The 13,596-nt window shown below is 42.8% G+C and carries 18 protein-coding genes, 1 tRNA gene and 1 other annotated feature; of the genes, 15 read left to right on the forward strand and 4 right to left on the reverse strand.

The features are described from left to right. The first annotated feature begins 73 nt into the window (after positions 1-73). Positions 74-433 carry a hypothetical protein gene (locus ACG95_RS05560; protein ID WP_047999568.1) on the forward strand — a complete coding sequence of 120 codons (360 nt, stop codon included), beginning with the start codon at positions 74-76 and terminating at the stop codon, positions 431-433. A 141-nt stretch (positions 434-574) separates the two neighbouring features. Here ACG95_RS05560 and ACG95_RS05565 read toward each other — a convergent pair whose 3' ends face one another. Together ACG95_RS05565 and ACG95_RS05570 are read right to left on the reverse strand one after the other, a co-directional pair. After that, on the reverse strand, positions 575-895 hold the full coding sequence (locus ACG95_RS05565; RefSeq protein ID WP_202812190.1) for a barstar family protein: 321 nt from the start codon (positions 893-895) through the stop codon (positions 575-577). Positions 896-1,123: 228 nt separating this feature from the next. Next, a tRNA-Arg gene (locus ACG95_RS05570) sits at positions 1,124-1,197 on the reverse strand. Positions 1,198-1,467: 270 nt separating this feature from the next. Here ACG95_RS05570 and ACG95_RS14890 point away from each other — a divergent pair. Further along, positions 1,468-1,593, forward strand: a complete 126-nt coding sequence (locus ACG95_RS14890; RefSeq protein ID WP_272946171.1) for a hypothetical protein — start codon at positions 1,468-1,470, stop codon at positions 1,591-1,593. Positions 1,594-1,722: 129 nt separating this feature from the next. On the opposite strand, the gene ACG95_RS05575 is transcribed toward ACG95_RS14890, so the two are convergent. Then, positions 1,723-2,682, reverse strand: a complete 960-nt coding sequence (locus ACG95_RS05575; protein WP_047999569.1) for a helix-turn-helix domain-containing protein — start codon at positions 2,680-2,682, stop codon at positions 1,723-1,725. A gap of 304 nt (positions 2,683-2,986) precedes the next feature. On the opposite strand from ACG95_RS05575, the gene ACG95_RS05580 reads away from it, so the two are divergent. After that, positions 2,987-4,894 (forward strand): L-type lectin family protein, encoded by a 1,908-nt coding sequence (locus tag ACG95_RS05580; protein ID WP_152668290.1) that lies wholly within the window; start codon positions 2,987-2,989, stop codon positions 4,892-4,894. 146 nt (positions 4,895-5,040) lie between these two features. Here ACG95_RS05580 and ACG95_RS14365 read toward each other — a convergent pair whose 3' ends face one another. Further along, positions 5,041-5,196, reverse strand: a complete 156-nt coding sequence (locus ACG95_RS14365; RefSeq protein WP_152668291.1) for a hypothetical protein — start codon at positions 5,194-5,196, stop codon at positions 5,041-5,043. A gap of 368 nt (positions 5,197-5,564) precedes the next feature. Here ACG95_RS14365 and ACG95_RS05585 point away from each other — a divergent pair, with 368 nt between their 5' ends. The 12 genes from ACG95_RS05585 (at position 5,565) to ACG95_RS05640 (ending at position 13,591) form a co-directional block, all read left to right on the forward strand. Continuing rightward, positions 5,565-6,194: a TetR/AcrR family transcriptional regulator gene (locus tag ACG95_RS05585; RefSeq protein ID WP_047999571.1), complete on the forward strand. Its 630-nt coding sequence runs from the start codon at positions 5,565-5,567 to the stop codon at positions 6,192-6,194. 61 nt (positions 6,195-6,255) lie between these two features. Then, positions 6,256-6,328 (forward strand) — a sequence feature (ribosomal protein L21 leader region). Positions 6,329-6,350: 22 nt separating this feature from the next. Beyond that, a complete protein-coding gene (gene rplU / locus ACG95_RS05590; protein WP_047999572.1) occupies positions 6,351-6,659 on the forward strand; it encodes a 50S ribosomal protein L21 in 309 nt (102 codons plus the stop codon). A gap of 20 nt (positions 6,660-6,679) precedes the next feature. Continuing rightward, positions 6,680-7,015 (forward strand): ribosomal-processing cysteine protease Prp, encoded by a 336-nt coding sequence (locus tag ACG95_RS05595; RefSeq protein WP_047999573.1) that lies wholly within the window; start codon positions 6,680-6,682, stop codon positions 7,013-7,015. Positions 7,016-7,038: 23 nt separating this feature from the next. Then, positions 7,039-7,314 (forward strand): 50S ribosomal protein L27, encoded by a 276-nt coding sequence (gene rpmA, locus ACG95_RS05600; RefSeq protein WP_047999574.1) that lies wholly within the window; start codon positions 7,039-7,041, stop codon positions 7,312-7,314. A gap of 209 nt (positions 7,315-7,523) precedes the next feature. Then, entirely contained in the window at positions 7,524-8,585 is a 1,062-nt protein-coding gene (locus ACG95_RS05605; protein ID WP_047999718.1) for a M24 family metallopeptidase, read from the forward strand. A 70-nt stretch (positions 8,586-8,655) separates the two neighbouring features. Further along, positions 8,656-9,213, forward strand: coding sequence for an elongation factor P (gene efp / locus ACG95_RS05610; protein ID WP_047999575.1), 558 nt, complete (start codon positions 8,656-8,658; stop codon positions 9,211-9,213). A 46-nt stretch (positions 9,214-9,259) separates the two neighbouring features. Continuing rightward, positions 9,260-9,718, forward strand: coding sequence for an Asp23/Gls24 family envelope stress response protein (locus ACG95_RS05615; protein WP_047999576.1), 459 nt, complete (start codon positions 9,260-9,262; stop codon positions 9,716-9,718). Continuing rightward, complete coding sequence (nusB, locus tag ACG95_RS05620; RefSeq protein WP_047999577.1) at positions 9,715-10,134, forward strand: transcription antitermination factor NusB; 420 nt, start codon at positions 9,715-9,717, stop codon at positions 10,132-10,134. The genes ACG95_RS05615 and nusB overlap by 4 nt, the downstream gene beginning before the upstream one ends. A gap of 145 nt (positions 10,135-10,279) precedes the next feature. Then, entirely contained in the window at positions 10,280-11,140 is an 861-nt protein-coding gene (locus ACG95_RS05625; RefSeq protein WP_047999578.1) for a bifunctional 5,10-methylenetetrahydrofolate dehydrogenase/5,10-methenyltetrahydrofolate cyclohydrolase, read from the forward strand. Then, positions 11,133-12,476, forward strand: coding sequence for an exodeoxyribonuclease VII large subunit (gene xseA / locus ACG95_RS05630; RefSeq protein WP_047999579.1), 1,344 nt, complete (start codon positions 11,133-11,135; stop codon positions 12,474-12,476). The genes ACG95_RS05625 and xseA overlap by 8 nt, the downstream gene beginning before the upstream one ends. 1 nt (position 12,477) lies before the next feature. Further along, the gene (locus ACG95_RS05635) at positions 12,478-12,708 is read left to right on the forward strand and encodes an exodeoxyribonuclease VII small subunit (RefSeq protein WP_047999580.1); all 231 of its coding nucleotides are present in this window, start codon (positions 12,478-12,480) and stop codon (positions 12,706-12,708) included. After that, positions 12,701-13,591, forward strand: a complete 891-nt coding sequence (locus tag ACG95_RS05640) for a polyprenyl synthetase family protein (protein ID WP_047999581.1) — start codon at positions 12,701-12,703, stop codon at positions 13,589-13,591. Before ACG95_RS05635 ends, ACG95_RS05640 begins: the two co-directional genes overlap by 8 nt. Positions 13,592-13,596: the final 5 nt, after the last annotated feature.

The raw sequence follows: 13,596 nt of genomic DNA on the forward strand, positions 1-13,596 counted from the left end.
TGGCGAAACTTCAAACTGACACTCGCTTTTTAAGGAGAGTTTTTGTATAGTTATAGTTTGGAGGCGTTAAATTATGAATGCATTTTTAGACTTTATTAATTTTGAATATACCGAAGATGAGTTGATTGAACGAATTCAAGATTATTTGACATATCAGGCGGAGGCTTACAAGCTTCTTAATGAGATTGGTCCTAACAAAGCGGTCAAGAATATTCGGCCAATTCGGCAGCAACTGGATAATGAATACAGTAACTATTCACGACTTGAAGTTCTACAAGTAATCAAAAAAGATCAAAATGCCAGAAAGTACTATATGTGGTTACGCGATGTGTCAACTAAGACAGTTGGGCCATTAACTTCCAAGAATATTGATGCCTTTTTAGGTAATATGAAAAATGATGCGCAAATTTACTTTCCAGATATCTTGAAATAAGTGTTTGGTCTGTTTCAAATAAATTACAATAGATGAATAAGACAAATCCCGCACCGGCTGAAATAGGCTAGTGTGGGATTTGTCTTATTTAGAGAAGAATTATGGATTTGAGAAAAATAATTCTAATTGATATAAAGGGACCTATTTCCCCAATTTTTCTAGTAAGCAATCATGCCCAGAATTATTAGTGTCTAAAATGATTTCCTCAATAACAGCCATTTTGTTTTTGCCAAGGACTTTGATACTTTTTTGATAATTTTTCCATTTTATTAAAATAGGTTCATCGTCATGAACACCAAATCCACCTCGCAACACATCGTTGAAGGCATCTAGATTTCGTCCAATCGAAAAGTTTAAGTTTTTAGTCATTACTCGTTCTACTTCATCGTAAAAAGAAGCCATGTTATCAATGTTATTTCCGTCAATAATAATTACTTTTCGATCCAAATATGTACCGTTCATTATTAATTGAGCTCCTCTCAAGATTATTTTTATACATACTATAAAGATACAATGGTAATGAAGATTTTTGTTTGTTGTATCTGAGATAGCTTTTTAAATTTGATGTTTGGGTCAAAAAAAGACAAGTCATTTCACGAACTAGGCTGCCCTAGTACAAAAGGAATCCCGCTAAATGTTGATTTAACGGGATTCCTTATTTTTGGGATACTGTCTAATTCACCTATAAAATGTCGCGAGTGAGACTCGAACTCACAACCCTCCGCTTAGAAGGCGGATGCTCTATCCGGTTGAGCTACCGCGACAACAACAAATTTCATTATAGATAAGAAGTAGGATGGTGTCAATGCTTATTTAACGCGCTTAATTACCGTTGGGATTAATTGATTTTGAACCATCAAATTATGCTAATTCAGATAAGAAGTGTATAAAAAGGGTTGATGATGGCGTAGATGATCCTAATTTATTTAAGAAAAGGTAAAGAAAACAACGAACATACTAAAATAAAGTCTAACCGCTTGAAATGTTTCTGTAACATAACGATAATAAGACTGTAACAAGAGAGGAGAATTCTTATGGGTCCAGTACTAGCAATTATCGTTATCTTAGCCATCGCTGGTGGCGTTCAATATTATTCAAACCTGGTTACCAAAGAAAATGCGGCTAGCAAGCATTTCACTGCTTCCCGTAGTGACCGGTAGTTACCGGGAATTCTGATAACCTGCACACGTATTAGTACGATACAATCAAAGAATATAGCTAATGAAAAAAATGAAGGATGCGGCAAAACTTAACGGTTTTGTCACATCCTTCATTTTTGTGCTGTGACATTATCCTGCTTTAGTTGGAAATGTCATCTGTTTTCGATATTGCAAAGGGGTCATCTGAGTTTCGGCCTTAAAGATTTTATAAAAATAAGTTTTATCGCTGTAGCCGAGCTGGGTAATCACTTCATCAATGCTGATTTTGCTGTATTGCAGCAATTGACGAGCAAGCGTTAGCCGAAACTCGCGAACGTGATTAGAGAGTGTTTGGCCGGTCGCTGAACTGATCAAATGTGATAAGTAGTTGGGACTTAGATGGAAATGGCGTGCGACAGTCTCTAATGAGTAGTCCATCAGATGCTGCTTAGTGTAGGCAAGAATATCAGCTGCCAACTCATTTCGAAGATTAATGTCGGTTGCCGTGCTTTTGAGATCAGGATGACGAGTGTTGAGCTCGTTGATCAAAAGGACGAAGGCCATATAAGTTGATTTATCATAGGCGTCTGGCATTTTTAAAATTTGTTGCAGTAGGAGATAGACCAATATACCAATCGTTAAGTAGTCAGCCAAAATATACAAATTATAGTATGGAACAGGAGTCGAGGTGTCTTTTGGAAAATAGAATTGTTTCAAGTTATCGGCATTCAGTAAGTTAACGATGGCGGGCGCGTCAAAATATTCGGTTTTGACCGCAACGAAAATAAATTCACATTGCTGAAGGTTGGTTAATTCAACTTGAGTATACTGATTGACTAATAGGAGGGTGTTTTGCTCGACTGCGATGGACTCTCCATTAAGCAACAAGTTCCCATGTCCGTGCGTAATATATAGGCAGCGAATCAACGGCGCCTTGCTAGTAATAGTTTTAAAATTGCGACCATAAAAGCCGGTAATAAAGTGATTTGGATTATCCTCAAAACGAAAAATTTCAGCATCTAAGTCTAACTGATTTTTGATGATCAATCGCAGTTGTTTGATGCTTGGAAATAGATCGTTAATGGTTTTGTCAGTAATTAAATCATGCATTGTTGGTCCCCCTGTCAATCTGAAAAGCTAACGAAAATTAAATATACACTAATTATCGTGATTCGCTGTGTAGGTTGGCGAGGTGCGTACGATAACCTACGGATGCCTCCAAATAGCCTAATGATTAATCAATGATTGCCGCTATAATTTAATTCACACAGCCCTTATTTTTACTAACTAGATAGTTTAACGATTGTAGCAGATTGCTAATGCAGACTCTAATAACGTGCTTGCAATTGTTAGTTAGTGAGGAGGGTAACTGATTAATGAATGGGGCGTTTACATGAGGTGTAGGAGTGACTGGTTGAAGCCGCCAAGAGATAATGGTGTTGATACTTTTTTTAAGGGAGCTGACAGGTTGTGGCGTCAACTAAGCGGACTAGCAAGACTACCTAGTAGTTGGCATATCCATGAGATTACACAGTGGCCTAACTTACGATGGTCGCTCGTGATGATTGTTGGGAGTTGTATATTAGTTAGCGGTTATTTGGTTGGGCGAGCAGATGATTACAGCGATGCGCTACAGTCGGCTCCCCAAGGGATTAAACTGACGAATGTCTTTGCAACTGCACCGACAGCCGGCAATCAAGCAACGGTTGTAACAGCACCCAAAGTAGCTAATACGGATGTGGTTCGGGTTACTCGTGGTGCTGGTGAATTGGGGAGTGTTTGGTCTACAGCTAATAACTTTTTTGACTTAAAACAATCAGCGACTAGCTCAATGTGGCTGAACTTTGGTAACCAGGGCAATCAGGCTGGCGACGGTTTAGCATTAGTACTACAAAACGATGCGCGCGGAGAGCGGGCATTAGCTAAAACTGGCGGCCAAACGTTAGGCGTATGGGGGCAAGATCAAAATACCGGGAATGTTGATACTATCGCGGGCAGCGCTATTTTAAATAGCTGGGCGTTGGAATTTGATACGTATGTCAATAATACGGTTAATCAAAATGGCAATGCGTTTGATGCGGCTAATGGGATTCAAGGAGCGCACATTGCTGCAGCTTATCCAGGGGATCGAAGTGCCTATCAGCAGCATGGTTACGGATTCTTTCAGAATTACTACACGTTGAATCATCAAGGGCTATTGGATAACTTGCAGCTCAGTGATGGACAATGGCATCACTTAACGTTGGATTGGCACGCACCATCAGGGAGCAGTACGGTTGGTCAAATGACGTATACATTTGATGATCGCAATCCTCAGACAGCAGCATCCCAAACTGGAAAAAGCGCAACGGTTAGTCTTGATACAAGTAAGTTCAATACTCCTGATGGCCGTGTACGTTGGGGATTTACGGGTGCAACGGGGGTTAATTATGAAAATGGTCTCGTTGTTTTTGAATCTGTGCCGGGACTGGTGGATGGAGCTACTTCTGTGAAGTTGACAGATGTGACTCAGCACAATCGGCTCATCAATGCTGACGAAACAGTTGCCGCGGGTGATCAGCTGAAATATGTTTATCAGGTCGATTATCATAGTGGTAAACAGGACTGGATGGGTATTCAAAGTCAAATTAAGATGGATATGGCACGCATTAAATTAACACAGGGAGAGATTACGTATGCAGATGGCCAGGAGCCCCAGACGCTGTCGTCATCGATGCTAGTAACTGGGCAATTAACGGCCAAATTACGTGATTTAAGCCAGAGCAATGGTTCAGCGACAATTACGCTAACAGGAGCGGCCCAAAATAATTCGACTCAGACTGTAGCGGTTGCGGCACAAGTGCAACATTTTATTGGGTCGAATTATCTGACAAGCGTTACAGCACCAGCGTTTAAAATTGCGGGTGCTGGCCAGTTGCAATTTAAAACAGTAGCCGCTGATAGTAGTTTTGTACCGACCACTTTGACTGGTCAAAGCTTAAAAGTGGCACGCAATAATGACTGGCAAGTAGTCGTGGCAGATTCCCGGGGTGCTGGTCATAACTGGCAGTTACAAGTCTGTGCGCCTAAAATGTTAGCGACTGATAATGGTCAAACGCTAGCAGGGGACTTTGTTTATCAGCAAGACGGTCAACGCCAATCGATTGTTGGACATAACGTGACAGTGGCGACACATACGACAACGAGTGCCAATGATCAGTTTGATGCGATTAGTACGTGGTCTAGCGAGAATGGTTTATTCTTGATGGTTCCGGGAACAACCTTGCCGGGACGATATCAAGGGGCCGTTGTTTGGACATTAGCTGATGTTCCTGCGAGCTAAATGTAGAACGGTATGATACAAGTTGAGAGCCATTAGCAGGGGATGGCATCCTGTAGATTAAAGCAAAATAAAAGCACGTAACTCCCATTCAGGAATTACGTGCTTTTAATTATAGAAACCAGTTGTTTAGCCAGTTTCTAATTGAATTACTTGATTTTAGGTGCTTGTTCGATGGTTTCAGTCTTACCAGCAGCCCAACGTTGGATAGCAGCGATTTGCTTTTCGCGACGAATGCGCTTTTGCTTACCGGCAACTGGCCGACGTGATGACCAAGTATTATATGGTTTTGCAACAACAGTCATAAGAGTATGTCCCTCCTTTGATTAAGTCCAATAACGACTATATTAAACAAGTATAGCGTACATTGCAACCGAATTTAACGGAAAAAGTCAGACTTCTCCCAAAAATTGCATTTTCATTATATCGAATATTTCGACTGATTGTCAAGATAAAATCCTTTACAGCTAAGATTAATGTGAATAGAGGCTTGCAAAACAAGCGTAGGTGCACGCCAGATAAGTAACTTTGTGTTGTTTTAAATTTTAGCAGATTGTGCGTCAAAAATAATATGTTAGACGGTTCAGCTAATTCTGTGCTGCAAATGATTACCTATTAGACGCTCTAACGAAATAATGTTATATTTAGCAGTGATGAAAGTAGGGAAGTACTTATGAGTCATGAAGTTGATCCACGTGTTGATAAGACACGGCGGCGCTTGCGTCGTGCACTAATCACACTCTTACAAACAAAAACAGTTGATAATATTTCTGTTCAACAGTTGACCAGTACCGCATCAGTGACACGGGGGACCTTTTATCTCCATTATAAGGATAAGCCGGCCTTTGTTGAAAAAGCCTTAGATGATCTGGTTAGCGAGTTGTTTGAGGAAGCTATTATGACGGTATCGGTCAGTGATGTCATTACTAATCCGATTGATCCGTTACAGCGTGTACAGGTATTATCTTTATCAAAAGCGTTAGGTTACATAAGTGAACATGCGGAGGCGTTTCATACCTTATTACTAGATCAACGCCAACTGGCAGTCAGCCAACGGATCAATCAGCAGTTGACTGACTGGATGCAGGATTTTTACGAGGACTTTAAGGATCAGTTCGCTGACTTAGACGTGCCAATCAGTATCCAGATTGCCTATTATGTCTCAGCTACGGTCGGTTTGATTACAGACTGGCTGGAAAAAGATATGATCTATACGCCACATTATTTGACTAAGTGTATTAAGAAGATGCATCATTTGATGACGATTGGAAATATTAGCTTTACGGATTTCTTTGTTAATTAGAACTATTTCTTGACTATCGTTGGAAATTCTGATAATATTTTCTTGTTGTATTTGTGGACTTCTACAGCTACAACCGCACGAATTGAGTATTAAGTTCGGTAACGACGCTTAATTTGGCGAGTCTAAGTGATTCATAATTTAAGGAGGTGCACAAACGTGTACGCAATTATTGTAACTGGTGGTAAGCAATACAAAGTTGAAGCAGGCCAAGCTATCTATGTTGAAAAACTTGACGCTGCAGCTGGTGACAAGATTTCTTTTGATCAAGTAATCTTCGTCGGCGGCGAAACAACTAAAGTTGGAACACCTACTGTTGATGGTGCGACGGTTGAAGGTACTGTTGAAAAGCAAGGCCGCGATCGTAAAGTTGTCACTTACAAGTATAAGGCCAAAAAAGGTACTCATACGAAGAAGGGTCATCGCCAACCATACATTAAGGTAACGATCGACACAATTAATGCATAATTAAGAAAGTAGGCATTTCCATGATTCAGGCAACCATTTCTCGTAATGCAACCGGTCAAGTGACCGCTTTTAAATTAACGGGACATGCTGATTCAGGTGCTTATGGACAAGACATCGTTTGTGCAGCGGTTTCGGTGTTAGCAATCAGTACGATCAATGGGATCGAACAAGTTGCGCATCTTCAACCCGTGGTACAGAGTGACGAAACCAATGGTGGGTTACTAATTGCGGATTTTACTAAGCTTGACTTAGCTAATCAACAATTACAGACCTTACTTGCCAGTTTTGCACTCGGTTTAAACGATGTAGCAGCGAACTACGGTGATTACATCAAAGTTCGCGAACAAACAAGATAACTACATTCGGAGGTGGATTTACTATGAAAATGGATTTACAATTCTTCTCTCACCATAAAGGTGGCGGTTCTACTGCCAATGGTCGTGACTCAGCTGGTCGTCGTTTAGGCGCAAAGCGTGCTGATGGCCAAACTGTTAAGAGTGGTAACATTCTTTATCGTCAACGCGGAACACACATTTACCCTGGTGTTAACGTTGGCCGTGGTGGCGACGATACATTATTTGCAATGGCTGACGGTGTCGTTCGTTTTGAACGCAAAGGTCGCGACAAGCGCCAAGTATCTGTTTACCCAGCATAATAATTTTTGAAGAGCCTCTGCTTGGAGGCTCTTTTTTTGTGAAAGCACGACAATGGTTGTTGTCGTGCTTTCACAAAAAAATCGGTATAAAATACGCGGCTGCACTTCTATTTTTATTTTTGATCATAACGCAACTAATTCATAACAATCAGTTTTTCAAAAGTTTGGTATAATTAGACGTAAGATTCAATGATGGGAGTGACGATATGATCAGTCGCGTGGAACGACTACAGAATACTTTCGACGGGCTAAAGATCGATGCGATGCTTGTTTCAAGTGATGCTAATTTGCAATACTTGACGGGTTTAGCTGGCATGGCTGGTGATGGGTATCTACTTGTCTTGGCGCATGAAGCGTATTTGATTACGGATGCACGCTATCAAACGGCCTTTGCGGATCGCTATGATGCAGCGCACTTAGTAATTACTCGTGATTATCTAGGTACGGTGTGTGAGCTGATTGAAAAGACTAGTACCGGGGTCATGGGATTTGAAGATGAGATTCCGTACGCCGCTTACAGCTATTTAGATGAGTACTTAGTCAGTGATCTGGTTCCGCTACCTGAGGTGGTTGATGATCTGCGCGTAACTAAAAGTCCAGACGAAATAGCTAAGCTACGGGCTAGCGCTCAGCTTGCAGATGCTGGCTTTGAATACGTGACGAGCATCGTACGTCCCGGAATGCGCGAAATCGATGTCAGCAACCTGTTAGACGCGTTTATGCGAACGCATGGCGCTAGTGGACCATCCTTCACGACAATCGTGTTAGGCGGTGCGCGGGCGGCCTTACCACATGGTACAGCTTCGACTGCAGCTTTAACTGCCGGTCAATTGGTTACGCTCGATTTTGGTTATTTTTTGAATGGCTATACCTCGGACATGACCCGGACGTTCGCATTAGGAACGCCGGATGAAAAGTTAACTGTGGCTTACCAAGCGGTGCAAGCTGCTCAGGAAGCCGTAGTGACTCAAGTTAAGGCCGGTGTTAGTACGGGCAAGCTGGATGCTGTTGGTCGTGATTTATTAACGGCCGCTGGTTATGGCGAGGCGTTTAATCACGGCATGGGTCACGGTATTGGCCTAGATATTCATGAAGGACCATTAATTTCAATGAATACGACGAGCAAGTTAGTTGCGAACAGCGTCGTCACTGTAGAACCGGGTGTTTATTTCCCAGAACTAGGTGGCATGCGGATCGAGGATGATGTGTTGGTCACGTCAACTGGTCATGAACGACTGACCAAAGCGACTCGTAATTTACTTGTTTTATAGTTAAGACAGTTGCCACAACGGCTCTGTCTTGTTATAGTTATAGAGATATCTTTGAGGAGGATTTTTAAATATGATTTCAACTGCAGATTTTAAAAATGGTTTAACTATTGAAGTAGACAACGCAATTTGGCGCATCGTGGAATTCCAGCACGTTAAGCCAGGTAAGGGTGGCGCGTTTGTCCGTTCAAAGCTTAAGAACTTACGGACTGGTGCCGTTCAAGATAAGACTTTCCGTGCCGGTGCACGTATGGAACAAGCACCAATCGAAAAGAGTACGATGCAGTACTTATACGCAGATGGTGACAACTATGTCTTCATGAATACTGACACTTACGAACAAATTGAAATTCCTGGCGAAAACATTCAATCTGAATTGAAGTTTTTGAAGGAAAACATGGAAGTTCAAGTGACGCTTTACAAGAGTGAAGTTTTAGGAATCGACCTACCAAACACGGTAACGTTGGAAGTTGCTGAAACTGAACCAGGTATTAAGGGTGACACAGCTTCAGGTGGTTCAAAACCAGCAACGATGGAAACGGGCGCAATTATCCAGGTCCCATTCTTCGTTAAAGCCGGCGAAAAGTTGATTATTAACACGGTTGATTCTACTTACGTTTCACGGGCCTAATTCGACGAACTAATACCGGCAAACATGGAATTGGAGGAATGTCAAAATGGCTGATAGTAGCAATATTACGTTACAAAGCAAAGAACCCAGCTTAGGACAAATTCAAATTGCACCAGAAGTGCTTGAAATAATCGTTGGTATCGCGGTAAGTCAGATTGATGGCGTCAACCGGATGCAAGGGACGATTTCTTCCAGTGTAAATGAGTTGTTCGGTCGCAAGAAGAATCTTGGTAAGGGTGTCAAGTTAACGATTGTCGACGATCAGATCAGTGTTGATGTGTATGCTTACTTAAATTATGGTGTGTCAGTACCAAAAGTCGCATTAGCGATTCAGGACAAGGTCAAACAACAGATTCTGTTCATGACCGACTTACCATTGAGTGAAGTTAACGTTCACATTACGGGTATCGTGACTGAGAAGACTGAAAGTGCAATCGATCCAAACAACCTGTTTGGTGATGAGGACACTCCAACCGATGAAAATGAAGATGGTGAAGAATCGTGAGTTTAACGCGGCATGAAGTTCGGGAGAAAGCCTTTCAAGCATTATTTGCGTTGAATGCGAATCCTGACGCTGATGAAAATCAGTTGTTCCAACAGTTATTAGATCCTGAAGAAACCGCAGAGGTGGAAATTCCACCATACCTGAGTACGTTAGTAACGGGTGTGCGGGAACATCAGGCAGAATTAGATACACTAATTCAACCTTATCTGAGTCAGAAGTGGTCATTAGATCGCTTAGCAAAGACTGATCTGATTAGCTTAAGAATTGCATTCTATGAATTGCAATTCGTTGATGATGTGCCAGCTAAGGTAGCCGTTAACGAAGCCATCGAATTGACTAAAACGTTCAGCGATGAAACGTCACGTAAATTCGTTAGTGGGGTTCTCGGTAAGGTCGTAGCTGACCAAGATAAGTAGTCTAAAACCGAACAATTTTATGTTCAACACGGAAAGTCTGGCGAATTGCCAGACTTTTTTTAATAACTTATTAGTAAGCAGCCACGAATCAGCACACTGAATATGCTAAAATAATGTCAGACAATTAAAGAGGAGCGTGGCGTGTGTGACAAAGACAATTGATGGAAAAGCAGTGGCAAAAAAGGTTAATGACGCAACTCAAGTAGCTGTTAGTGAGCTAGTTGCTCAAGGAATTCAACCAGGAATTGTTGTCATTATCGTAGGCGAGGATCCGGCCAGCAAGATTTACGTGCGTAACAAGAACCGTAAAGCGGAAAAATTAGGGATGCATTCCGTCGTACGTCAATTGCCTGACACAACAACGCAGGCCGAACTATTAGCGATTATTGAAGCTTATAATGCGGATGACAGTATTCATGGTATTTTAGTTCAGTCACCGTTACCCAAGCAAATTAATGAACCACTGGTTACCATGGCCATCGACCCACATAAAGACGTGGATGGTTTCCATCCTGCTTATGTGGGTAAGCTAGTGACGAACTATCCTGGTCATTATCCAGTGGCAAACACGCCCCGCGGCATTATGACGATGCTGAAAGAATATGGTGTTGATCCAGCAGGTAAGACGGCCGTTGTGATTGGTCGCAGTACCATCGTTGGGAAGCCCATGGCAGCCTTATTAACGAATGCAAATGCGACGGTGACGATTGCTCACAGCCGGACTAAGGATTTAAAGGCGGTTGCTAAAACAGCGGATATTCTAGTCGTTGCCACTGGAATTGCTCACTTAATTACGGGTGATGACATCAAACCGGGTGCGACCGTGATTGATGTTGGCATGGATCGTGACGAACATGGTAAACTAGTAGGTGACGTTGATTTTGAATCTGCACAGGGTGTTGCTGGCTTAATTACGCCAGTTCCTGGCGGGGTTGGTCCAATGACCATCGCCACTCTGATGCAAACAACGGTTGAACTTGCAAAGTGGAGTGATAAACGTGAGTGATAGTCAACAATATTTGACGATTTCAGCACTAACGCAGTATTTAAAACGTAAATTTGAGGTTGATCCTTATTTGGGCAAGGTATACTTGACTGGTGAAGTTTCCAATTACCGGCCCCGTCCAAATTCGCATCAGTACTTTAGTCTTAAGGATGACCACTCAAAAATTTCGGCCATTATGTTCAAAGCGGCTTTCGCTAAGGTGAAGTTTCAACCTGAAGAAGGTATGAAAGTTTTGGTGGTTGGTCGGATTAGTCTGTACGAACCAAGTGGTAGTTATCAGATTTACGTGGAGAGAATGGAACCAGATGGGGTTGGGGCGTTATACCAAGCCTATGAACAATTGAAAAAGAAATTAGCGGCTGAGGGCTTATTTAATGCGCCCAAAAAGCCGCTTCCGCGTTTTCCTAAAAGAATTGCTGTCATTACGAGTCCAAGTGGAGCGGTGATTCGTGATATTATTACAACAACGCGCCGCCGTTTTCCAATCGCTCAGATTGTGCTCTTTCCGGCACAAGTTCAGGGTGACGCAGCGGCCGGAGAAATCAGTCGCCAGATCGAACGAGTCAATGAGCAGGGTGATTTTGACACGCTGATCATCGGGCGTGGTGGTGGTTCGATTGAAGATCTGTGGCCGTTCAATGAAGAACGGGTTGCTCGTGCGATTGCTGCCAGTACGCTACCTGTCATTTCGTCAGTCGGGCATGAAACCGACACCACGATTGCAGATCTCGTCGCCGATGTGCGTGCGGCAACGCCAACCGCGGCGGCAGAATTAGCCGTTCCAGTCTATAATGACGTCTTGTTGCAATTAAAGCAGGATCAGACGCGGGTATTGAACGCGTTTCAAAACCTCGTTCAACATGATCGCCAGCGTTTGAATAAACTGGCCTCGTCATATGTCTTCACACAACCAAACCGGCTCTATGAAGGTTACTTACAAAAGCTAGATTTCTTAAACGAACGCTTGAAACAAGCTGGTCATAATAATGTAACTCAGGCGACTCAACGCTATCAGCAGCTTAATCAACAATTGCTGCAGCGGACACCGGTTCATCAGGTTAGACAAGCGCAGACACAACTAACTAACTTGCAACAGCGTTTGAATCGTAGCACGCAGTTAATCATGCAACGTAAGCAACAACAGCTGGCACAAACCGTTCAATCGCTCGATTTGTTGAGTCCCTTAAAGATTATGGGACGTGGTTACGCGTTTGTTACGGCGGACGAGCAAGTTGTCCACGGTGTTAGTCAGTTACAACCGGAGCAAACCGTGGCGATTCATATGGCTGACGGTGAGGCACAGGCTCAGATTACCAAGATTGATGGAGGAAAATAAGATGGCTGAACAACCAACTTTTGAACAAAACTTATCGCAATTAGAAACAATCGTTAACCAATTGGAACAGGGTGACGTTCCGTTAGAACAAGCGTTAGATCAATTCCAAAAAGGCGTTGCTTTGAGTAAGCAATTACAGACGACCCTAGAGGGAGCTGAAAAGACGTTGACGAAGATGATGGATGAGAATGGCAATGAAGTGCCATTTGAACAAGCCGACGCCAATGAATAAGCAAGTATTAACAGATTTTGAGGCTAAATGGCGACCACGGATCAATGCTTATCTGGACGAACAGTTACTAGACTGTTCTAATCAGCCAACACTGACTGCTGCAATGCGGTACTCGGTGTTAGCTGGAGGTAAGCGGTTACGACCGTTGCTGACCTTGGCTGTCTTGACCACTTTTGATCAACCAATCACACCAGCTAACATGCAAGCAAGCACTGCTGTTGAATTAATGCATACTTATTCGTTAATTCACGATGATCTACCAGCGATGGATAATGACCGTTTGCGTCGAGGTGAACCGACTAATCACGTCAAGTTTGGTGAGGACGTGGCAATTCTAGCAGGAGACGCCCTGCAACCCTTGTCGTTTGAATGGATTGCTGCTAGTGCCTTATCAGCTGACGTGATCAGTCAACAGACCCTAGCCCTCGCGCAAGCGTCAGGCCCACAAGGAATGGTTGCTGGTCAGATTGCGGATGTTTTAGGTGCAGGTAAGCACTTAGAATTACCTGAATTAAAGCAATTGCACCGGGAGAAAACTGGCGCCTTGATTCACTATGCCGTACAGGCAGGTCTGATTCAGGCGCAGGTCGAACCGACTGTTCAAGAACCCTTATTGCAATTTGCCGATGCATTTGGGCTAGCTTTTCAGATCTATGACGATATCCTAGATGTGACGAGTACGGCGGCTGAAATGGGTAAGGCAACGCATAAAGATGCGGATGAGCATAAGAATACTTATCCGGGACTTCTGGGACTTGCAGGTGCACAATCGGCCTTAAAAGCTGCTCTTGAAACGGCTCAAACGGCATTGCAACAAGCTGCTAACGCAAGCGGACGCGATTTGGAATTATTAGCGGCCTTCTTGACGTATTTTACAGATTAAAGGAC

This window comes from Lactiplantibacillus herbarum, from assembly GCF_001039045.1.
Taxonomy (GTDB): domain Bacteria; phylum Bacillota; class Bacilli; order Lactobacillales; family Lactobacillaceae; genus Lactiplantibacillus; species Lactiplantibacillus herbarum.